This is a genomic window from Streptomyces sp. SBT349, assembly GCF_001083795.1.
GTDB lineage: Bacteria > Actinomycetota > Actinomycetes > Streptomycetales > Streptomycetaceae > Streptomyces.
Map to the genome: position 1 here is coordinate 1 of NZ_LAVK01000051.1, position 20,096 is coordinate 20,096.

The window sequence follows — 20,096 nt, forward strand, 5'->3', positions numbered from 1 at the left end:
CCATCAACCCCATCCCCCTCATCAACCCACTCACCCAACCGCACCGCCTGCTCCCGCAACGCCCCCTCACTCCGCGCGGACATCGGCAGCGCGACGAGCGCGGGACCGGGGACGTCAACCGGGGCCGGGACGGACTCCTCCTGCGGAGCCTGCTCCAGGAGCACGTGCGCGTTGGTGCCGCTGATGCCGAACGAGGACACGCCGGCCCGCCGGGGCTCGCCGGTCTCCGGCCACTCCCTGGCCTCGGCCAGCAGCTCCACGGCGCCGGCCGACCAGTCGATCTGCGGCGACGGCTCCTCCACATGCAGGGTCCTGGGCAGGACGCCGTGACGCATGGCCATGACCATCTTGATGATGCCGGCGGCGCCCGCCGCCCCGGCGGTGTGGCCGATGTTGGACTTGACCGACCCCAGCCACAACGGGCGGTCCTCCGACCGCTCCTGGCCATACGTCGCCATCAACGCCTGCGCCTCGATCGGATCACCCAGCGGCGTGCCGGTGCCATGCGCCTCCACCACATCCACCTGACCCGCCGACAACCCCGCGTTCACCAGCGCCTGCCGGATCACCCGCTGCTGCGACGGACCGTTCGGCGCCGTCAGCCCATTGCTCGCACCATCCTGATTCACCGCCGAACCACGCACCACAGCCAGCACCTCATGACCCAGCCGCCGCGCGTCCGACAACCGCTCCACCAGCAGCACACCCACCCCCTCCGCCCAGCCCATCCCGTCGGCGTCGGCGGAGAACGCCTTGCACCGGCCGTCCACCGCCAGCCCGCGCTGACGGCTGAACTCGGTGATGGCCCGCGGGGTGGAGAGCACCGTGACGCCTCCGGTGAGCGCCATGGTGCACTCGCCCAGGCGGAGTGCCTGTGCGGCCTGGTGCAGCGCGACCAGCGACGAGGAACAGGCCGTGTCCACCGTCACCGCGGGGCCTTCGAGGCCGAACGTGTACGCCACCCGGCCCGAGATGACACTGGTGAGCCCGCCGGTGAGGGTGTAGCCCTCCACGCCCTGGGCCGTCGAGTACCCCTGGGAGCCGTAGCCGGTGGCCGCGCCGCCGATGAACACACCGGTCTGGCTGCCCCTGAGCGAGGCCGGGTCGATGCCGGCCCGCTCGAAGACCTCCCAGGAGGTCTCCAGCAGCAGCCGCTGCTGCGGGTCCATCGCCAGCGCCTCGCGCGGCGAGATCCCGAAGAACTCGGCGTCGAACTCCGCCGCGTCCGGCACGAAGCCGCCGGCGCAGGAGTAGGTGGTGCCGGGGTGGTCGGGATCGGGGTGGTACAGCCGGGCGATGTCCCAGCCGCGGTCCGTGGGGAAGCCGGACACGGCGTCGCCGCCGTCGAACGTCAGCTGCCACAGGTCCTCGGGCGAACGCACGTCGCCGGGGAAGCGGCAGGCCATGCCGACGATCGCGATCGGTTCGTCGTCGGCGAGGAACGTGGCCGGGACCGCGGTGGCCTCCGGCGCGGTCGTCCTCGCTCCGACCAGCTGGTCGAGGATGTGGTCCGTCAGCGCGGCGGGGTTGGGGTGGTCGAAGATGACCGTGGTCGGCAACCGGACGCCGGTGACCTCGTTGAGGCGGTTCCTCAGTTCGACGGCGGTGAGCGAGTCGAAGCCGAAGTCCCTGAACGCGCGGGCCGGGGCGACGGCGTCGGCCGAGGCGTGGCCGAGGACGGCGGCGGCCTGGGCCCGGACCACGCCGAGCACCGTGCGGTGCTGCTCGTCGGCGTCGCGGCCGACGAGGCTCCGGGCCAGCTCGGTGCGCGGCTCGTCGCCGGAGGTGGCGGCTTCGAGGAGCGCGGTGACCTCCGGCAGGTCGGCGATGAGCGGGCGGTGCCGCGCGACGGTGAAGGTGGGCACGAACACCTCCCAGTCCACGTCGGCCACCGCGACGAACGTCTCGTCGTGGTCGAGCGCCTGCTGGAGGGCGAGGATGGCCAGGTCGGGCGCCATGGCGGGGACGCCGCGGCGGCGCAGCTCCTCCTCGGCGTCGCCGACGGAGGCGAGACCGCCGCCGTGCCAGGCGCCCCAGGCCACCGAGGTGGCGCGCAGCCCCCGGGCGCGGCGCCACTCGGCGAACGCGTCCAGGTAGGCGTTGGCCGCGGCGTAGGCGCCCTGGCCGCCGCTGCCCCACACGCCGGCGTTCGAGGAGAACAGCACGAACGCGTCGAGGTCGTTCGGGAGCAGCTCGTGCAGGTTGCGGGTGCCCGCCACTTTGGGCGCGAGGATGGCGTCGAACTCGTCCGTCGTCATCTCGGCGATCGGGGCCGTGGGTGCCACGCCCGCGGTGTGCACGACGGCGGTGACGTCCAGGCCGTCGAGGAGGGCGGCGAGATCGTCCCGGTCGGCGACGTCGCAGGCGGCGACGGTGACGCGGGCGCCGAGCCGGGTCAGCTCGGCCTCCAGCTCGGCCACGCCCTCGGCCGCCGGGCCCCGGCGGCTGGTCAGCACCAGGTGTTCGGCGCCGCCCGCGGCGAGCCAGCGGGCCACGTGGCCGCCGAGGGCGCCCGTGCCGCCGGTGACCAGGACGGTGCCGCGCGGGCGCCACGGCTCGGCCGTGCGCCCGCCCAGCGGGTCGCGCGCCATGCGGCGTGCCAGCAGGCCCGAGCCGCGGACGGCGAGCTGGTCCTCCTGGTCGATGCCGCCCAGCGCGCCCAGCGCCCGCGACCACTCGGCCTCGCCGAGGTGGTCGGGGACGTCGAGCAGCCCGCCCCAGCGGTCGGGGTGTTCGAGGCCGATGACCCGGCCCAGGCCCCAGACCTGGGCCTGCTCCAGGTCGGTGGCGCCCAGCACGGCGCCGCGTGTCACCAGCCAGAGCGGCGCGTCGAGCCCGGCGCGTTCCATGGCCTGGACGAGCGCCACCGTGGCGGCGGCGGAGCCGAACAGTGACACCACCCCGTCGACCGGGCCTTCCGGCAGGGTGTCGGCGGTGCCGGTGAGGATCTCGGCACCGGCGGCGGCCATGCGCTCGGCCCAGGTGGCGAGGGCGTCGCCGTCCTCGCCGACGAGCAGCCAGGTGCCGGTCAGGGGCCGGGCCGGGCGGTCGCTCAGCGGCTTCCAGTCGATCCGGTACCGCCAGGAGTCGACGACGGAGCGCTGTTCGGTGTGCTCGCGCCAGGTGGCGAGGGTGCGCAGCGCCTCCTCGTCCAGGCCGAGGTCGCCGCGCTCCACGGCGGCCCAGAACTGCTCGTCCACCCGGCTCGCCGGGGCGGTGGGCGTGGGCAGCCAGTACCGCTCGCGCTGGAAGGGGTAGGTGGGAAGGTCGACGGAGCGGCCCTCGATGTCCCAGTCGACGGGCAGACCGGTGACGAACGCCTCGCCCAGGGACTGGAGGAGGCGGTGCGCGCCGCCCTCGTCGCGGCGCAGCGTGCCGACCACGGTGGCGCCCGCGCCGGCCGACTCGACCGTCTCGCGGAGCGCGACGCCCAGCACCGGGTGGGCGGAGGTCTCGATGAAGGTGTTGAAGCCGTCGGCCACCAGCTCGGCGGTGACCGCGCTCGTGAGGTTGCTCGGTCGACGTGCCCAGGCCGGCCGCTCCCCGGTACTGCCGGCTGGTTCGTGCGATGCCGTCATCTTCCCTCCGGCCGCGCCGCGATCACGCGGCCTTCCAAGTCATACGCAGTATACGACACACCGCAGGACGTCATACGACTGATGTCTCAGGCTCTTTACATCAGACGTCATACGAGTTACGTTTGCGCGGCGCAGCGGCCAGATGCCCGACCTCATCCGGGAGTTGAGCAGCAATGAAGCAGCGGATACGGTTCTCCGCCATCCTGATCACAGGACTCACACTGGTACTCGCCGGCTGCGGCAGCGCGGGCTCGAACCCTTCGTCCGGCGGTGGGGACGACACGCTCATCGTCTGGGACTGGAAGTCCGGTGAGGAGTCGAGCGCGGCCTATGTGGAGGCGGCGAAGGCCGACTTCGCCGAGAAACACCCCGATGTGACCGTGGAGTTCGTGGCCCAGCCGTTCGACCAGTACTACACCCTGCTCGGCACGGCCATTCAGGCCGGTGAAGGGCCCGACGTCATGCTGTTCAACGGGGGCGGCCAGATACGGGATCGCGTGGACGCGCTTCTGCCCCTGGACGAGTACGTGACCGAGGACGCCCAGCGGCTGACGGGATGGGACGCCTTCTCCGAGGGCGGCACGATCTACGCCGCGCCCGTGACGCTGCAAGGTCATCCGATCTATTACAACAAGGCGCTCTACGAGGAGGCCGGGCTCGACCCGGAGCGCCCGGCGACCACATGGAGCGACCTCCTCGATGACTGTGACGCCATCGCCGAGGCCACCGAGGCCAGTTGCTTCTCCCTCGGGAACAAGGAGGGCATCGGCATCCAGTTCTTCCTCTCGGGGATGGGCTCCAGCGTTCTCACGCCGGAGGAGTACGACGCCTGGATCGACGGCGATCGGGACTGGACCTCTCCCCATGTGCGGCGCATCTTCGAGCTCTGGCAGGAGGCCGAGGAGGCGGGCCTGAACAACGACGGCGTCAACTCCACCGCGCTGTTCAACGACGCTCTCGCGCGCTTCGAGGCCGGCGAGGCGGCCCACATCGTCGGGATGATGTCGGACATCGGCCACTGGCAGGACTTCGGCGAGTTCCTGGGGGAGGACGGCGTCGGCGTGATGCCGCCCCCGGTCGTCAGTCCGGACGCCCTCCCCAGCCTCCCCTACGACGGAGGGATCGGGTACGGGGTCGCGAAGTGGGCGCAGGACCCGGCCCTGGCCGCCGACCTGGTCAGGTCCCTGACCTCGACGGGGGCTCTCGACGCCTTCTCCACCGACGCCGGCGCGGTCGTCTCCGACACCACGATCGACGTCTCCGGGGGCGGTCCGGCGCTCAACTCGATCGTGTCGGGGATCGGCACCGGCAAGCCCGCACTGCACGTGGCGTTGTCGTCCCGGACCCTGGACCTGATGGGGCGGCTGTCCCAGCAGCTCCTCAGCGGCTCGATCGGCGTCGACGACGCGCTCGCGCAGCTGGCCGGCTCCGACCAGGAGAGCTGATCCATGCGGCTCGGAGACTCACCGGCAGTGGTCCGGCCGCCGGGAGGGGGGCCCAACGGCGAGGCGGAGGTCGGCCGACCCGCAGACCGCGCGGGCCGGGGGGCACGGGCACGCCGTGGCGTGCGCTCGGCGCAAGTCGAACGTCTGGCGCCCCTCGTGTTCCTGGCTCCGGCCGTCCTCATCATCGTGGTGCTCAGGCTGTGGCCGCTGCTCCTCGGCGTCAACTTCTCCTTTACAGGTGATGGTGAGCGCGACGGGATGGCGGTCGGCCTGGACAACTACACGGAATTGTTCGACGACCCGCTCTTCCGCACCGCGTTGCGGAACGTCGGGCTGCTGGTGCTGCTCCTCCCGCTCGCGGTGGCGATCCCGGGGCTCCTGGCGACGTTCATCTTCCTCCGCGTCCCGGGGCACCGGTTCTTCCGGAGCGTCTACTTCTTCCCCGCCGTGCTCTCCCCGGTGATCGTCGGCGCGATCTTCAACCTCCTCCTGGCCTTCGACGGGCCGCTCAACAGCGTTCTCGACGCCGTCGGGATCGGCCCCGTCGACTGGCTCGGCGATCCGGACATCGCCATCTTCGCGGTCGTCGGAGTGCACGTGTGGGCGACGTTCGGGATGGGCCTGGTGGTCTTCCTCGCCGGGTTCTCCACCCTGGACCCGGCACTTCTGGACGCGGCGCGGGTCGATGGCGCGTCGCTCCCCCGGGTGATCCGGCACGTGGTCGTCCCGGGCCTGACCCGCACGATCCAGTTCGTCTTCGTGACCACCATGATCGGAATGCTCACGTCCATGTTCGGCCTGCTCTACGTGATGACCAGTGGGGGACCGGAGGGTTCGACCTACCTGCCGGAGTTCTACGTCTGGATCCAGCAGGGACAGATGAACCGCCCGGCGCTCGCCTCGGCCGCGTCGACCGTTCTCTTCCTGCTCATGCTGGTGGTGGGGCTGGCGCAGATCGGGCTGCTCCGCCGCGCGGGGAGGGAAGGCTGATGCGCGGCACCCGCCGGAGCACGTGGGTGGTCGCCGTCCCGATGGCACTCCTCGCGCTGGCGACCGTCTATCCCCTGCTGTTCACCGCCAACGTCGCCCTGAAGACCCGGCGCGACTACATCCTCGACCGGTTCTCCCTGACCCGGTCCCTGCACTGGGACAATCTGACCACGGCGTGGACGAGCGTCGGCATGGACCGGTACCTCGTCAACTCGCTCATCGTGGTGGCGGCCTCCGTCGCGCTCCTCCTGCTGTTCGGATCGATGGCCGGCTTCGCGCTGAGCCATCTGCGGTTCCGGGGTTCCCGGGCGGTGTTCCTCGGATGCCTCGCGGCCCTGTTCATCCCGTTCCAGGTGATCATGGTCCCGCTGGCCCGCGTCATGGCGGACGGTGGCCTCATCGACACCTATCCAGGGCTGATCCTCGCCTATGTCGCGCAGTTCCTCCCGTTCACGATCTTCCTGATGACCAGCTACTACTCCACCATCCCGGGCGAGATCCTGGACGCGGCCAGGATCGACGGCAACACGGTGTACGGCGTCTACCGGCGGATCATGCTGCCCATGGGCGCCCCGGCGCTGCTGTCGGTCGGCATCCTCAACGCCCTGTTCTGCTGGAACGACGTGCTGATCTCGCTGCTGATGATGCCGTCCGCCGAACACCGGACCCTCATGGTCGGCGTGACCTCACTGCGCGGCCAGTACTCCGACGACATCCCCACCTTCGCCTCCGGAGTCCTGATCGCCGCGCTCCCCGTCCTGGTGATCTACCTCTTCTTCCAGCGCCAGATCGCCGCCGGTGTCACCGCCGGCTCCACGAAGGGCTGACATGCGGATCACCGGCTATCGCACCCTCTCGACGGCTCAGGAATGGGGCCGGCCGGTCGGCGACGCGAACGGCACGTATCCCGACGGGGTCACCCAGGTCCCCGTCATCCTGGTGGACACCGACGAGGGCATCACCGGGGTCGGGCTGGGGCCGCACGTCGAAGTGGAGGCGATCTTCGCCGCCATCGAGGGCGAGGACCCGCGCGGCGTGACCGCGCTCTACGACCGCATGCTGCGGCAGACCTTCAAGTCCGGCCACGCGGGGGCTCTGTTCGGGACCATCGGCGCGCTCGACACCGCCCTGTGGGACATCAAGGCGCAGGCCGCCGGGGAGCCGCTGTGGCGTCTCCTGGGCGGCCGGGACCGGACGGTCCCGGCCTACGCGTCCGGCCTCGACATCGACCTCGACGACGACGAACTGGCCGGCGTCTACCAGGTCTATGCCGAGCACGGCCTGCGTGCGGCCAAGCTCAAGGGCGGCCTCGACGTCGAGCAGGACCGGCGCCGGCTGACCCTGGTGCGGGAGATCCTCACGCGGGCCGGAGGGGGTGAGCGGCCGGGCCTGATGCTCGACGCCAACGAGAGCTGGACGCGCAAGCAGGCGGTCCGTCACGTCTGCGAGCTGGAGCGCACGATGGACCTCATCTGGGTGGAGGAACCCGTCCGGCGCTGGGACGCCGAGGGCCTGGCCACCGTCGGCCGGGGAATCCGCGCCTCGGTCGCCAGCGGCGAGAACCTCACCGGGCTCGAACAGTACCGTCCGCTCCTGGCCGCGGGCGCGGTCGACATCGTCCAGACGTCGGCGGTCTGGGGAGTGACCCACTTCCTCCGGGTGGCCGCCCTGGCCCACGCGCACGACCTGCCGGTCAGCCCGGTCGGCAACGTCCCCGTCGCGCTGCTGCACGCCGCGACGTCCGTGCCCAACCACATCGCCAGCGAGTTGCAGGATCTGCGGCCACCCGTGGGCCTCTCCCTGGACTCGCACGTCGAGGACGGCGCGTTCGTCCTCGGTGACTCCCCCGGGCTGGGCATCCGAGTCGACGAGGGAACGGTCGGCGCCCCAGGTCCTCGACAGCGCTCCGCCGCGGCCACGAGCCCGAACGTCCGGCCGGAGCGTGCCGGGCGGCGCCTCCTGACGGCGGAGGATCGCGCCGCGCTGCGACACCGCCCGACGCATCTCAGGTCCCCCACCCGGCATCCGAACGGCGAGGTGTCGCACTCCACTTCACAGTGACCGGCCAACCCCATCCCGATCGGGAAGTAAGGACGTAGCCATGTCTCCACCTCTCTCGTATCGCACTGGACGATCCGTCACGGCCATCGCCGCCGCCCTGGCCGCGGGACTCCTCGTGACCCTGCCGGCCGGCGAGGCGAACGCCGCGCCCGGGCAGTACACGCTCGTCGTCGCGCCGACCGGCGCCGAGGGAGCCGGCGATGACGGCCCTGGCACCAGGGGCCAGCCGCTGGCCACCCTCGCGGAGGCGCAGGAGCGGGCTCGGGATCTCGCCGCCCGGGGGGACCGCGATGTCACCGTGTACCTCCAGGACGGCACCCATCGCCTCGACCGGCCACTGCGGTTCGGCGCCGCCGACTCGGGCCGCGACGGGCACACCGTGACCTGGGCGGCCGCGGCCGGGGCGGAACCCGTCGTCAGCGGGGCCGAGCCGGTGACCGACTGGGAACTGGACGACGCCGCGGCGGGCGTCTACCGCGCGGATGTCGGCACCGGCTTCGACAGCCGGCAGCTCTACGTCGACGGCCTCCCGGCGCAGCGCGCCCGGATGGACCTGGAGGCGAGCGACATCACCCTCAATGCCACCGGGTTCACCCTCGACAACCCCGACCTCCACCACCTGGCCGAGCTCCCCGACCAGCGGCGCGTCGACTTCCAGGCAATGCTGTCGTTCACCAACCGGTTCGCGCCGGTCGAGGGCATCTCCGGCACATCGGTCGTGATGCAGCAGCCGGCCTGGGACAACAGCACCTATGGGTACGACACCATCCAGTCGCCGCTCCGGGAGCCGACGTTCTCCCTGCTGAACGCGAGGGGCTTCCTCGACGAGGCGGGTGAGTGGTACCTGGACACGACCGCCGGGACGCTCTACTACAAGCCGCTGCCGGGGCAGGACCTGGACAGCACCCCCGTGGAACTGCCGCGGCTGGAGACCCTGGTCGAGGTCGGTGGCACCTACGACGAGCCGGCCCATGACCTCGCCTTCGAGGGGCTGACCTTCTCCGGCACCACGTGGCTGCACCCCAGCACGTCCAACGGGTACGCGAACCAGCAGACGGGCGCGTTCATCACCGGCGTCCAGGCGGAACGGCCGACCGACGCGTTCGAGTCGTGCGACTTCGGCTGCCGGGGATTCGAGGCGTCACGCAACGGCTGGGCGCAGACGCCCGCCGCGGTTCAGGTCTCGGCGGCCGAGAACATCAGCTTCGCCAGCAGCCGGTTCGTCAACCTCGGATCGGTGGGTCTCGGCATCGGGAACGACGCCAACGCCCACGCCACCGGTGTCGGCCTCGGCGCGCGGAACGTCTCGGTCGTGGGCAGCACCTTCACCGCGAGCGCGGGTGGCGGCATCATCGTCGGAGGCATCCGCCCCGACGCGCACCACCCGTCCGATCCGCGCATGGTCAACAGCGACATCCTGATCAGCAACAACAGCATTCACTCCACGGCGCTGGAGTACCTCGACCAGGACGCCATCCTCGCCAGCTATGTGACGGGGCTGACCATCGAGCACAACTACGTGTCGGACATGCCCTACACGGGGATCGGCGTGGGCTACGGCTGGGGCGCCAACGATCCGGGCGGCAGCCCCGAGTACCTCAGCCGCGGGCTCTACGACTTCCAGCCCATCTATGACACCCCCACCACCCTGAGGGACGTCCGCGTCGAGGGCAATCACATCCGCAACGTCGTCCAGACCATGTTCGACGCCGGCTGCGTCTACACCCTCTCCGCGATCCCGGGCGGGAGCATCGACGAGAACTTCTGCGAGCACAGCGGGCAGCTCGGCCTGTACTTCGACGAGGGATCCCGATACCTCACGGGCAGCGACAACGTCTTTCTCGGGACCGCCGGGCAGTGGGCCCACGCCAACAACCAGAACGGCAACCACACGGGCGATCTCACCCTGACCGGGAACTGGACGACCAACCCGGCCATCACGGGAATCGTCGACGGCGAGCGCGGCAATATCACCCGGGACAACGTCACCTTCACCAGTGACGACATTCCCGCCGAAGCCAGTCGGATCATCTCCGAGGCCGGACCGGCCGGTTCGGTTCCCAGCCCCTGAGTCCGGGGTCCCGAGACCGCAGTCGTGGGTGCGTCGCCGAGATGACGCACCCACGGCAGGGCCCCCGACCGCCCCGGTGCGCCGCGGCCGCGGCGGTGTCTGGAGGCAATACCCAGGCGGCCTTTTCGCCGACGCCGGAATCAATCACCGAGCGGTTCAATTCCCCGAGGGATTCCGCGTGTTCTCAGCGGGAGCGGTCCCTACAACTTTCGATTCTTTTCGTCGAGGCCGCGCCCACTCCCAGCCTTGACGCCGTCACGGGGCCGTCTATCCTTTTGATATTCGAGATTCCAAGCGACATTCGTGATGCCGAACGAATGAGGCTTGGCCGTGTCGATTCGTGCCCATCCGCGGACCGGCACACGAAAGTACGCGCACCTTCCGTTTCCTTCTGGTGAGGTCAGCCCACACCCAAGTCCTCGGACGCCGAGCGACAGGCGTCATTCGTGTGGGAAGAGCCTCCGGCGCGTGCCCCGGACCGGATCCGGGATCGTCCAGCGCCCCGGTCCGGGCAGCTCCCCCCACCACCACGACACTTCCCCCCACACACAAGGAGTCACCATGCCGATGCGACGGCGCACCTTCCTGGGACTTGGCGCGGCCGGAACGGCAGGGCTGGGCGTATCCCTGCTCGGCGCGGGCCAGGCACACGCGCGCCCCCTCCGCAGGACCATGGACGCTCCGACCGTGCCGTTCGCGGTCGGGGTCCGGGACTTCGCCTGGAGCCGCGGCAGCCGTCAGCTGCACACCCGCATCTTCTACCCCATCGCCGGCAGCCCCGGCGGTGAACCCGTGCCCGGCGCCCCCATAGCCGACGGCGTCTTCCCCGTCGTCGAGTGGAGCCATGGCATGGGCGGAAACTCCGACAGCTATGCCTCGCAGGTCCGCGCGCTGGTCTCCGCCGGCTTCGTCGTGCCCGCTCCCAGCTTCCCCGGGAGCACCCCGGGGGAGGTCTACAACGGCAACCAGTCGAGGGACGTCTCCGAGGTCATCACCCGGACCCTCGCGCTGAACGACGCGACGGGCGACCCGTTCTCTGGCCACCTGGACACGTCGGTCGGCGTCGGCGCGGCCGGGCACTCGCTGGGCGGCATGACCACCCACGGCCTGCTCACCGCCTGGCCGGACAACCGGGTCGTGGCCGCCGCCCCGATCGCCTGCGTGGACGTGGGCAACCCCTCGGGACAGGTCCGCGCGAACGTGCTGTTCATCCACGGGGAGAACGACCCGACCTGTGCGTACTCCTCGGCCCGGCAGGCGTATCAGGAACTCCCCGCTCCCAAGGCGTTTCTGACCCACGTCGGGGCGGACCACGGCTCCTACCTGGTCCCGGGTTTCCCGACCTACGACCAGACGCAGAACACCTTCCTGGACTGGTTCCGCTGGAGTCTGTACGGCGACACCGCCGCACGCGACCGCCTCCCGGCGGACGCCAGTTCCGGCGGCACCCGCTGGGAAGCGGCGCTGTCCTAGTCCGACGGGGCGGCAGGGCGGTACCGACTCCGGCCCGCTTGAGGCGGCTGGGGTCGCCCTCTGCCCGAGAGCTGCCCCACAGCCTGTCAAGCCCTGGCGCGCTCGCCACACGGGAGTCCCGGGCACCACTCCCCCACCGGGCCTTCCTGCCCGCAACGAGTACGTCCCCCTGACGCGCCGTGGCGGAGGTACCCTTTCGCGGACCCGCGCCGGCTGGAGGGGGACCATGGAGGGATCGGTGGACGCGCAGGGCGTTCCCACGAGCTCCGGGCACGCCCTGCGCCCGCAGACGCTCCTGCTCGCCCTGTTCGGCGACCACGTGCTCGGCCGCGGGGTGGCCGTGGCCACGGGGGGCGTGATCGCGGTGCTGAACCGGCTGGGGGTCGGGGAGCACGCCACGCGCGCCGCCGTGACACGGATGACGCGCCGCGGGCTGCTGCGGCCGGTGCGCCGGGGCCGCCAGGTGTTCCTCGCTCTGGCGCCGCGCGGGGTCGCGGTGCTGGAGGACGGCCTGCGCAGGCTGGAGGCCGAGATCGTCGACCGGGCGTGGGACGGGCGCTGGACGCTGCTCGCGTTCTCGGTGCCGGAGACACGGCGGGCCGACCGTCACGCCTTGCGGACCCACCTGGGCTGGGCCGGCTTCGCCCCCCTGCGCAGTGGGCTGTGGATCTCGCCGCGGGGGACGGATGTCTCCCGGGTACTGTCCGAGCTGGACCTGCTCGACCATGCCGAGGTCTTCCGCGCCGAGGCGACGCTGTGGACCGACCCCGTGAGGATCGCCCGGGAGGCATGGGATCTGCCGGCGATCGCCGCGGGCCATCAAGGGTTCCTCGATCGCTGGTCGGGCGAGTACTCCGGTGAGCTGGACGATCTGTCGCGGCGCACCCGGATCACCGCTGAGTGGCTGCTGCTGATCCGGCAGGACCCGCGGCTGCCGATGGCCCTGCTGCCTCCCACCTGGCCGGGGATCCGCGCCCAGGAGCTGTTCCGGACCCGGCAGTCCCAGTTGGCCGGCGCCGCGAGCGAGCCGGCCGCCGCGCTGCTTACGCCCATCCCGTACGACGAGGCGCGGCATCCTTCGGCCAATGTTTGACATCTCATTGACGGTCGTCATGACAATACCTAAATTACCTGTGGGGGCTGGCACCTGACAGGAGGCCAGCATGACTCGGCTGAGAGCCGCACTCGGCGCCATCGCCAGCGGCATTCTGATCACCATCACGGGCTTCGCCCTTCCCACGTCGGCATCCGCCGCCCAACTCGTCGAGGTGACCGACTTCGGCGCCAATCCCGGCAATCTGCGCATGCACGTCTACGTGCCCGATTCCACCCCCGCGACCCCGGCGGTCGTCGTCGCCATGCACGGCTGCGGCGGCAGCGGCCCCGGCTTCGCCGGGTCCAGCGGGTTCAACGCACTCGCCGACCAGCACGGCTTCATCGTCATCTACCCGACCGCGACCAAGCAGACCGCGATGGGCAACTGCTTCGATGTGTGGTCGGAGGAGTCGAAACGGCACGGCGGCGGCAGCGATCCCGCGTCGATCGTCTCGATGGTCGGCTACACCGAGCAGCAGTACGGCGGCGACCCCGACCAGGTCTTCGCCACGGGCAGTTCATCCGGCGGGATGGAGACGCAAGCGCTGCTCGCCGTCCACCCGGACGTCTTCGAGGCCGGAGCGTCCTTCATGGGCGTGCCCTTCACCTGCTTCGCCAACGAGGCCGACTTCCCGCCGGCGACCAGCCGGTGCGTCAACGGGAGCATGAACAGGACACCGCAGCAGTGGGGCGACGCGGTCCGGGCGGCGTACCCCGGGTATGCCGGTCCTCGCCCCCGGGTGCAGCTCTGGCACGGCACGGCCGATCCCCTCGTGCCGTACCAGCTCCAGCAGGAAGCCGTCGACCAGTGGACCGACGTGTCCGGGCTGAGCCAGACCCCGACCTCCACGGACCAGCCGCAGCCGAGCTGGACACGGCACCGGTTCGCCGACTCCGGCGACACCGTGCGGGTCGAGGCGATCAGCGTCCAGGGGGCGGGCCACAGCCTGCCCATGAGCGGCATGGCCGCGGCGGCCGTGTCGTTCTTCGGCATCGACGGCACCTGACCTGAGCGTCAGCGCTCCCCTGCCGCCCGCACCCACAACGCCTGTCAGGGGCTGCCGGCCATGAGACTGCCGGCAGCCCCCGACAGGGCGCTCCTCCTGGCGCCCCCGTGATCAGCAACCGGCCCGGCTTCAGCTGCCGGTAGGCGGCGCCAGCCGCTTCGTGTGCGGGCGCGGGGCGGTGGACGAACGGGACGTCGATCGTGCGGGGACCGCCGCGCCGGCCCACCGCATCGGTCTTCCTCGCCCATCGTTCATGACAGGGCAGCATTCGCTTATGCGCTGTACCGGCGCATTCCTGCTCGTGAGGAAGTGGCCCCGGCTTCTGGCGTGTTGTGGCTCCCTCTGTGTCTTGCAGCGAGCAAGGGCATGCCGTACGTTCCCTCCCGAAGAACACCCGAGGCGATAGGACGTGCGCGCGATCAGGGCTGGCGAGAACCGGAGGAACGATGAGGAAAGTGCTTGTGCTCGTCGGCGACGCAGCCGAGGAACTGGACGCGATGTACCCGATCTTCCGCATGCGCGAGGCGGGCTATCAGGCGGACGTCGCGGCGTTGACACGTCGGGACGTGCAGCTGGTGATCCACGACTTCGAGCCGGAGTCGGACGCCTATACGGAGAAGAAGGGGCGCAAGCTCCCCGTCGACCTGGCCTTCTCGGAGGTCGATCCGACGGGGTACGCGGGCTTGATCATCCCCGGTGGTCGCGCTCCTGAGTACATTCGCATCGACGCCGATGTCCGTCGCATCACGGAGTACTTCTTCGCTCAGAACCTGCCCGTGGGCACGGTGTGCCACGGACCGCAGGTGCCTGCGGCCTACGGCCTCCTGAAGGGTCGCAAGACCGCTGCGTTCGGTCCTTTGGCCGCTGACATGGAGAACGCCGGCGCGACGGTCATCGACGAGCCCGACGTCGTCGACGGGAACATGGTCTCCTGCCGGGGCTGGCCAGATCTGCCGCAGTGGTCGCGGGCGTTCGTGTCGGTCCTCGAGCGCTCCAGCGCCTCTGCCTGACCGCCGTCGCGTGAGCTTTCCCGAAAGTGGCGCGCGCCCGGAGGTCGCGAGGACGAGGCGCCCCGACATCGAGGGGCGGACGGTCCGGGTCGCCGGGCGGGAGACCTTTGTGCGCGAGGCGGGTTCCGGCCCGGCCGTCGTCCTGCTGCACGGCTCCGGCCCGGGCACCACGGGCGCGGCCTGGGAGCCTCTCATGGCTGCGATGGCGCCCGACTTCCGCGTCATCGCGCCCGACTTCGTCGGCTTCGGCCGGAGCAGGATGCTCCCGGGTCCGGGGTCCGAGGGGGAGCACTCCTACGGCCGCCGCGCGTGGACGGCGCAGGTCCTGGAGCTCCTGGACGAGCTGGCGCTGGATCGCTGCGCCGTCGTTGGTAACTCCATGGGCGGCGCCATCGCACTGTCGGTGGCCCATGCCCGGCCGCGGTCGGTCACCCGACTGGTGGGGATCGGCACCCTCGGGCTCGACATGCCGTTACCGCCGGGTCTGGACCAGCTCTGGGCGTACCGGCCCGGGCGCGCGGCGGCCCGCGGGCTCCTTGAGCTGCTGCACGTCGACGAGGCGTTCCGCACCGACGAGGCCGTCGAGGCGCGGCTGGCCGCCACGCTCGAGCCGGGTCCGCTCGAGGCGTTCGCCGTCATGTTCCCGCCGCCGCGCCAGCGATGGGTTCGTGACCTCGCGCTGAGCACCGACGAGCTGGCGCGGATCCGGGCGCCCGCGCTCCTGGTGCACGGCGCGGAGGATCGCGTCGTGCCGCTGGAGTCCAGCACCCTGCGACTTCTCCACCTGCTGCCCGATGTGAGGGCGCACCTGTTCGGGGCGTGCGGGCACGCCTCACCGGCCGAACGACCGGCGGAGCTGCACCGGCTTCTGACGACCTTCTTGGAGGAGCCATAGACGACGTCGCGATCCCGCGCACACCCGCCCAGGTGATCTCCGGCACCGGGATGGCCTCAGCGACAGGTCAGCTCGCCGCCGGGTTCAACTCGGTGCGTACCTCGCCGCACGAGGCGGGTGTCGACGTACGCGTCTTCTCCGAAGCTGTGGTCGTCGCCGTCGGGGGCGGGAGCGCCATCGACCTCGCGAAGGTCACTGCGCCGTTGGCGAGCCACCCAGGCCCGCTGAGCACTGCCGGCCACCTCCACAGCCCCGGTCTCATCTCGTACTCGATCCCCCGGCTCCAGGCGCGGCGGGATCAGCGGGGCGCGGCGAGGGCGGCGGCGATGGCCAGGCTCGCGCGGTGCATCCGGCCCGCGATCAGCGGGGCGCGTGGCGGCTGGAGCCGTTCGGCGGGGCCCGCCACGCCGAGCGCCCCGACCGGTGCCCGGGTGTGGTCGCGCACCACGACCCCGACGGCCGCCACGTTCTCGGCGCTCTCGCCGTGGTTGCAGGCGTATCCGAGCCGGTTGACGGTGGCGAGGTGCTGCTCGATCTCGTCCAGGGTCGCCAGCGTGCGGCCGGTCAGCACCTGCACGCCGCGCGGGTAGAGATCACGGACCTGCTCCGGCGGCAGCGCGGCGAGGATCGCCTTGCCGGCGGCGGTGGCGTGCGCGGGCAGCACCATGCCGACGCGCAGGCCGACGCGGACCACCTGCGGGCTCTCCACGCCGTCGACGAACCGGACGCCGTTGCCCTCCAGGACCACCAGGTGCACGGTCTCACCGGTGTCCTCGGCCAGGGCGCGAAGGTGCGGCCCGGCCGCCTGGCGGATGTCGAGCCGGGAGATCGCCCGCAATCCGATGTCGACCAGGGCGGGTCCCGGGCGGTAGACGTGACTGTTGTCGGCCTGGGCGGCGAAACCCCGGCAGATCAGCGTGGACAGCAGCCGGTGCGCGGTGGACCGGGCGACGCCGAGCAGTTCGGCGGCCTCGTAGACGCGCAGCTCACCGCGCTCGTCCAGCGCGTGGATCAGGCGCAGGGCGTTGTCCACCGAGGCCAGGCTGTACGGCGGCGGCGACCCGGACCACCCGCCGCCCGAACCGGCCGTACCGCCTGGCTGCTCGGGCGCCGGCTTCGGCGGTGCGGACACGTCACTCCGCCCGGTTGACGAGGTCTTTGTCATAGGCGGCGATCTTCTTGTAGCCCTCGGAGATGGCGGCCATCTCCTCGGTGCTGATGACGTCCTCGATGCGGGTGAACGGGCGGTCGCCGGTGCGCTCGTAGACCTCCTTCAGGATGGTGTCCGGCGGCCGGACGCGGTTGGTCCGCACCACGGAGGCGGTGGCCGGAAGGCGTTCCTCCTCGTAACGCAGCAGCGCCCGGCGGGGTTCGGCGGTCTCCTGGAGCGCGACCCGCAGCGCGTGCGCGTCCAGGACGGCCTGCCCGGCGCCGTTCGAGCCGCGCGGGACCATGGGATGGGCGGCGTCGCCGAGCAAGGTGACGCCGCCGAACGTCCAGCGAGGCAGCGGGTCCTGGTCGACCATCGGGTACTCGAGGATCCGGTCCGCGCCCCGAATGAGCCGGGGGACATCGAGCCAGTCGAAGTGCCAGCCGTCGAAGACGTCGATGAAGTCCTCCAGCCGTCCGGTGCGGTCCCAGTCGCGGCGGGCGGAGCGGGGGCGTTCCACCTCCGCGACCCAGTTGACGAGCTGGTCGCCTGCGCCGTTGACGCCGTGCCTGATCGGGTAGATCACCATCTTGCCGGAGGCCAGCCAGCCCGCGCGGACCATGCTGGCGCCGGTGAGGAACGGCCGCCACGGGGTGACGCCGCGCCACATGGTGACGCCCGAGTACCGGGGCTCGCCCTCGTCCGGGTAGAACTGCGCGCGCACCGCCGAGTTGACGCCGTCGCAGGCGACGACCACGGTGGCCGTCTCGGTGGCGCGGGCGCCGGTGGCGGCGTCCTCCACGGTGGCGCGCACGCGGTCCCCGGCGTCGGCGAGGTCGACCACCCGCCGGCCCAGCTCGACGGCGTCCTCGCCGAGGCGTTCCCGGACGGCGGCCAGCAGCGTGAGCTGGGCGTCGCCGCGGTGCAGGGAGAGCTGCGGCAGGCCGTAGCCGGCGTGCCGGCCGACGGGCTCGCGGTAGACGAACTGGCCGAAGCGGTTGAAGAAGATCGACTCGCGGGTCTCCACGCCGACGGCCGCCAGGGGGTCGGCGACGTCGAGCCGGTCCAGGACGCGCATGGCGTGCGGCAGGAGGTTGATCCCGGCACCGATGGGTTCCAGTCGCGGAACCGCCTCGACGATCCGGCACGCGATGCCGGCGTGGTGGAGTTCGAGGGCGAGAGTCAAGCCCCCGATCCCCGCGCCGACGACGAGTACGTTCATATGCCTTGCCTTTCGTGACCCCGGGGTCCGGCTTGCCACTGGCGTTCTGTTATGCGGAACCGCGCGGCCTCGCCGTTTGGCCATGGGAGGGCAACGATGGTCCTGGCAGTAGCCGCACAGCGTAGGGCGTCGCAGCTCCGGGCGCGGTGGTGGGAGCCAGAGATTCGCCAGAGCAGAATCCTGGAGCCCCAGCTCTCACGGTGCGGTGGCGCGCGCCTATGTTGCTTCGCGTCGGCCCGTGATCTCCGCCGCCCGCGCGGAGGCTGCCGCGGCCGTCCCGGGTGATCCCGGGTCCAGGAACCGCCCCCGCCGATCCCATGGCCTCCACCGGCCCGGGTCCGGGGTGAGCACCATCGTCATTCGCACTGCGGCCCTCCGAGGGACCCGCCGGTATCCGCCCCGGCACCGCGTGGGCACACGCGGCCGGCGGCGTGGAAGGGACAACGATGAGACATCGCTTGACGGGACTGGTCGCTGCGGGAGCCGTGCTGCTGGGCGCCACCGCCTGCGGCGCCGAGACCTCTCCCGGCGAGGATGCCATGCCGGCCGCCGGGAGGCCGTTCGACGGCATCATCCGGGTCGGCGAGACGGACGGGGTGCCGTCGGCCTTTCTGCACTACGGGCGGGACGAGGGCATCTTCGAGAAGCACGGCATCGACCTGGAGATCGACGCCTCCGCCGGAGGTGCCGCCGCGATCCCGGCGCTGGTCGGCGGGAACCTGGACATCGCCGGGTCGAATGTGGTGAGCGCCATGCTCGCCACGCAGCAGGGGCTGCCGCTGCGGATGATCGCGCCGGGGACGTTCGCCACGGAGGACATCGAGGCGGACTTCTCCGCGGTGCTGGCGGCCGAGGGCTCGGGCATCGACTCGGCCGAGGACCTGGCCGGCGCGTCGATCGCGGTCAACACCCTGCAGAACATCGGCGACATCACCATCACCGCCGCGCTCGAGGAGCAGGGCGTGGACACCGAGAGCATCGAGTTCGTCGAGCTGCCCTTCCCCGACATGCTGCCGGCCCTGGAGAACGACCAGGTGGACGCCGCCTGGATCATCGAGCCGTTCCTGACCACGGGCCTGGGGCAGGGCCTCACGCCCGCGCTGCGGCCGTACGCCGAGGCGCGGGAGGGGCTCCAGGTCGGCTCGTACCTCACCACGCATGAGTTCGCCCAGGGGCGCCCCGAGATGGTGGAGGCGTTCCAGGCGGCGGTGGCCGAGACCGCGGCGTCCATCACGGAGGACCCGGCGGCCTTCCGGACCGCGCTGGCCGGCATCCAGGACCTCGACCCGGACATCACCGAGGCGATGGTGCTGCCGCAGTTCAAGGAGGACCTGGACGTGGAGTCGCTGCGGTTCCTCGCGGACCGGATGCTCCAGGACGGATTCGTCGATGAAGAGATCGACGTCGACGCCCTCGTCGGGCAGTGACGTCGTCGCCGGGCCCGGCACCGGGGACGTCACCCGGTTCGGGCCCGGCGACGCGGTCCTCGTGGTGGTGGACGTGCAGAACGACTTCTGCCACCCCGAGGGCACCATGGGCCGCCGCGGGCTGGACCTCAGCGCCGTGGCGCCGGCCGTGGCCAACGCGGAGCTGCTGATCGGCGCGGCGCGCGGGGCGGGCGTGCCGGTCGTCTTCGTCCGGACCGTCCACGGCGACCACGTGGACTCCCCCGAGTGGACGCACCGGCACGCCGGCGGCATCGGCCCGGGTTTCGTGCCGGCCGAGCCCAACTGCGTCGAGGGCACCTGGGGCGCGGAGTTCCACCGGGTGGCCCCGCTGCCTGGCGAGCCGGTCTTCGTCAAGCACCGGTACAGCGCCTTCGGCGTCCCGGCCTTCCGCGCGTGGCTGGCGGCATGCGGGCGGCGTTCCCTGGTCTTCGCCGGGGTCACGACCAACGTCTGCGTGGAGACGTCCCTGCGCGCGGCCGTGGACCACGACGTCCTCGGCTCGGTGGCCGAGGACGCCTGCGCGGCGTACGACGCGGCCGAGCACGCCGCCTCGGTCGCGGTCATCGCGCGGCATTTCGGAAAGGCCGCCCGCACCGGCGAGATCGTCGAGTGCTGGCGGAGCACGTGCACAGCACAGAAAGAAGGTTGAGG

The 20,096-nt window shown here is 71.5% G+C and carries 15 protein-coding genes; 12 read left to right on the forward strand and 3 right to left on the reverse strand.

What is annotated here, in order from left to right:
• The coding region (locus ADY01_RS09125; protein ID WP_159001056.1) for an SDR family NAD(P)-dependent oxidoreductase at window positions 1–3,578 on the reverse strand (3,578 nt) is incomplete at its 3' end.
• A 173-nt stretch (window positions 3,579–3,751) separates the two neighbouring features.
• Here ADY01_RS09125 and ADY01_RS09130 point away from each other — a divergent pair.
• The 10 genes from ADY01_RS09130 to ADY01_RS09175 all read left to right on the forward strand — a co-directional run bounded on the left by ADY01_RS09130 (window position 3,752) and on the right by ADY01_RS09175 (window position 15,625).
• Window positions 3,752–5,023, forward strand: a complete 1,272-nt coding sequence (locus ADY01_RS09130) for an ABC transporter substrate-binding protein (protein WP_049568721.1) — start codon at window positions 3,752–3,754, stop codon at window positions 5,021–5,023.
• 189 nt (window positions 5,024–5,212) lie between these two features.
• The gene (locus ADY01_RS09135; protein ID WP_420715623.1) at window positions 5,213–6,013 is read left to right on the forward strand and encodes a carbohydrate ABC transporter permease; all 801 of its coding nucleotides are present in this window, start codon (window positions 5,213–5,215) and stop codon (window positions 6,011–6,013) included.
• Window positions 6,013–6,840, forward strand: coding sequence for a carbohydrate ABC transporter permease (locus ADY01_RS09140; RefSeq protein ID WP_049568728.1), 828 nt, complete (start codon window positions 6,013–6,015; stop codon window positions 6,838–6,840). Before ADY01_RS09135 ends, ADY01_RS09140 begins: the two co-directional genes overlap by 1 nt.
• A gap of 1 nt (window position 6,841) precedes the next feature.
• On the forward strand, window positions 6,842–8,074 hold the full coding sequence (locus ADY01_RS09145; protein WP_049568731.1) for a mandelate racemase/muconate lactonizing enzyme family protein: 1,233 nt from the start codon (window positions 6,842–6,844) through the stop codon (window positions 8,072–8,074).
• A gap of 40 nt (window positions 8,075–8,114) precedes the next feature.
• The gene (locus ADY01_RS09150; RefSeq protein ID WP_049568781.1) at window positions 8,115–10,145 is read left to right on the forward strand and encodes a right-handed parallel beta-helix repeat-containing protein; all 2,031 of its coding nucleotides are present in this window, start codon (window positions 8,115–8,117) and stop codon (window positions 10,143–10,145) included.
• Window positions 10,146–10,706: 561 nt separating this feature from the next.
• Window positions 10,707–11,618, forward strand: coding sequence for an alpha/beta hydrolase family protein (locus tag ADY01_RS09155; protein WP_107081681.1), 912 nt, complete (start codon window positions 10,707–10,709; stop codon window positions 11,616–11,618).
• Window positions 11,619–11,844: 226 nt separating this feature from the next.
• A complete protein-coding gene (locus ADY01_RS09160) occupies window positions 11,845–12,711 on the forward strand; it encodes a PaaX family transcriptional regulator C-terminal domain-containing protein (protein WP_049568738.1) in 867 nt (288 codons plus the stop codon).
• A 70-nt stretch (window positions 12,712–12,781) separates the two neighbouring features.
• Window positions 12,782–13,720 (forward strand): alpha/beta hydrolase family esterase, encoded by a 939-nt coding sequence (locus ADY01_RS09165; protein ID WP_049568741.1) that lies wholly within the window; start codon window positions 12,782–12,784, stop codon window positions 13,718–13,720.
• A gap of 446 nt (window positions 13,721–14,166) precedes the next feature.
• Window positions 14,167–14,730: a DJ-1/PfpI family protein gene (locus ADY01_RS09170; RefSeq protein ID WP_049568745.1), complete on the forward strand. Its 564-nt coding sequence runs from the start codon at window positions 14,167–14,169 to the stop codon at window positions 14,728–14,730.
• A gap of 10 nt (window positions 14,731–14,740) precedes the next feature.
• Window positions 14,741–15,625: an alpha/beta fold hydrolase gene (locus tag ADY01_RS09175; protein WP_234320147.1), complete on the forward strand. Its 885-nt coding sequence runs from the start codon at window positions 14,741–14,743 to the stop codon at window positions 15,623–15,625.
• Window positions 15,626–15,923: 298 nt separating this feature from the next.
• Here the strand turns inward: ADY01_RS09175 and ADY01_RS09180 are convergent, their stop codons facing one another.
• Window positions 15,924–16,757: an IclR family transcriptional regulator gene (locus tag ADY01_RS09180; RefSeq protein WP_053170642.1), complete on the reverse strand. Its 834-nt coding sequence runs from the start codon at window positions 16,755–16,757 to the stop codon at window positions 15,924–15,926.
• Between the two features lies 1 nt (window position 16,758).
• Entirely contained in the window at window positions 16,759–17,997 is a 1,239-nt protein-coding gene (locus ADY01_RS09185) for a flavin-dependent oxidoreductase (protein WP_049568748.1), read from the reverse strand.
• Window positions 17,998–18,443: 446 nt separating this feature from the next.
• Between ADY01_RS09185 and ADY01_RS09190 the strand changes: the two genes are divergently transcribed.
• Together ADY01_RS09190 and ADY01_RS09195 are read left to right on the forward strand one after the other, a co-directional pair.
• A complete protein-coding gene (locus tag ADY01_RS09190; protein WP_063784166.1) occupies window positions 18,444–19,424 on the forward strand; it encodes an ABC transporter substrate-binding protein in 981 nt (326 codons plus the stop codon).
• Window positions 19,387–20,094 (forward strand): cysteine hydrolase family protein, encoded by a 708-nt coding sequence (locus ADY01_RS09195; RefSeq protein ID WP_049568753.1) that lies wholly within the window; start codon window positions 19,387–19,389, stop codon window positions 20,092–20,094. Before ADY01_RS09190 ends, ADY01_RS09195 begins: the two co-directional genes overlap by 38 nt.
• The last annotated feature ends 2 nt before the right edge of the window (window positions 20,095–20,096 follow it).

What these genes read in the sequence shown, in the direction of transcription:
- ADY01_RS09145 (WP_049568731.1), top strand. Translation starts at nt 6,842, where the DNA reads ATGCGGATCACCGGCTATCGCACCCTCTCGACGGCTCAGGAATGGGGC.
- ADY01_RS09170 (WP_049568745.1), top strand. Translation starts at nt 14,167, where the DNA reads ATGAGGAAAGTGCTTGTGCTCGTCGGCGACGCAGCCGAGGAACTGGAC.
- ADY01_RS09160 (WP_049568738.1), top strand. Translation starts at nt 11,845, where the DNA reads ATGGAGGGATCGGTGGACGCGCAGGGCGTTCCCACGAGCTCCGGGCAC.
- ADY01_RS09195 (WP_049568753.1), top strand. Translation starts at nt 19,387, where the DNA reads ATGAAGAGATCGACGTCGACGCCCTCGTCGGGCAGTGACGTCGTCGCC.
- ADY01_RS09155 (WP_107081681.1), top strand. Translation starts at nt 10,707, where the DNA reads ATGCCGATGCGACGGCGCACCTTCCTGGGACTTGGCGCGGCCGGAACG.
- ADY01_RS09190 (WP_063784166.1), top strand. Translation starts at nt 18,444, where the DNA reads ATGAGACATCGCTTGACGGGACTGGTCGCTGCGGGAGCCGTGCTGCTG.
- ADY01_RS09130 (WP_049568721.1), top strand. Translation starts at nt 3,752, where the DNA reads ATGAAGCAGCGGATACGGTTCTCCGCCATCCTGATCACAGGACTCACA.
- ADY01_RS09140 (WP_049568728.1), top strand. Translation starts at nt 6,013, where the DNA reads ATGCGCGGCACCCGCCGGAGCACGTGGGTGGTCGCCGTCCCGATGGCA.
- ADY01_RS09165 (WP_049568741.1), top strand. Translation starts at nt 12,782, where the DNA reads ATGACTCGGCTGAGAGCCGCACTCGGCGCCATCGCCAGCGGCATTCTG.
- ADY01_RS09150 (WP_049568781.1), top strand. Translation starts at nt 8,115, where the DNA reads ATGTCTCCACCTCTCTCGTATCGCACTGGACGATCCGTCACGGCCATC.
- ADY01_RS09185 (WP_049568748.1), bottom strand. Translation starts at nt 17,997, where the DNA reads ATGAACGTACTCGTCGTCGGCGCGGGGATCGGGGGCTTGACTCTCGCC.